Annotated in this window: 1 protein-coding gene; it reads right to left on the bottom strand. The window is 67.1% G+C overall.

Annotated features, from left to right (window positions below):
• The coding region (locus A5785_RS13160) for an HNH endonuclease signature motif containing protein (protein WP_156528048.1) at positions 1 to 854 on the bottom strand (854 nt) is incomplete at both ends.

Here is an 854-nt window from a genome sequence, read left to right as displayed (position 1 = left end):
AGGTCGAGTTGGTAGTCACGCCATCGACCGAACGTTTTGGTGCGGTGATGAAACCGGCACAGTGGTTTGAGGTTGGCGCGAACTGTCAACCCACCGCTGGACGGGTTGTGGTGGTCAAACGGGGTGCTGTGGTCGACGTCGGCGTGCCACACCGGGTTGGTGCACCCGGGAAACGTGCAACACAGTTCCCCCGAACGGACCAGCGAGAGGAGTTTCTTGCTGGGCACGTAGCGCAAGGCGGCGCGGGCGGCCGCGGCGTGGTCGGGGTGGCGCGGATCAGAGGTGCAGGCGCCGGCATCGAGGTAGTCGAATGCTGCATCTGCGGCCAACTCGCGGACGGTGTCGGCGTCGATGACTCCGACCCCATCGAGGTAGCCGGGCTGATCGTCCTCACCATCAAGGGTGGACTGATTCGCCACCACATGAATCATCGCGCGCGGCCCCACCGGCATCGGCATAGGTGTCGGGCTTGGCTGCGGGTCGGCGCCGGGTTCATCTGCGGTGATGGCGGCCGGGCTGGTGCAGGTGTCGCATCGGCAGGCGAGGGTGGTGTCGCCGTTGGCGAAGGCGGTCAGGGCGTCGGCGCGACGTTGCGCGTGGGTGCGGGGGTCGGCGTCGTGAACACTGTTGGCGAGTTGGGTGAGGCGTTGGTCGATCAACACACCCGAGGCGGCGGGCACGGTGCCGGTCAGTCGGGATTGGCCGGGAGTCCACCGATCGGGGCGGACCTGGACGTTGCGGTCGGCGTCGATGCGGGCACGACGGCGCTTGACGGCGTCGGCATCGACCTGGGCGACAACAGAATCGACGAGCGCAGCAAAACGGGTCGTCGACAGATGATCGCGTGCCGAGAG

This window comes from Gordonia sp. 852002-50395_SCH5434458 (genome assembly GCF_001665905.1).
Taxonomy (GTDB): Bacteria; Actinomycetota; Actinomycetes; order Mycobacteriales; family Mycobacteriaceae; genus Gordonia; species Gordonia jacobaea.
The sequence above is the reverse complement of the archived record's forward strand: the minus strand, read 5'-3'. Positions and strand labels throughout refer to the sequence as shown.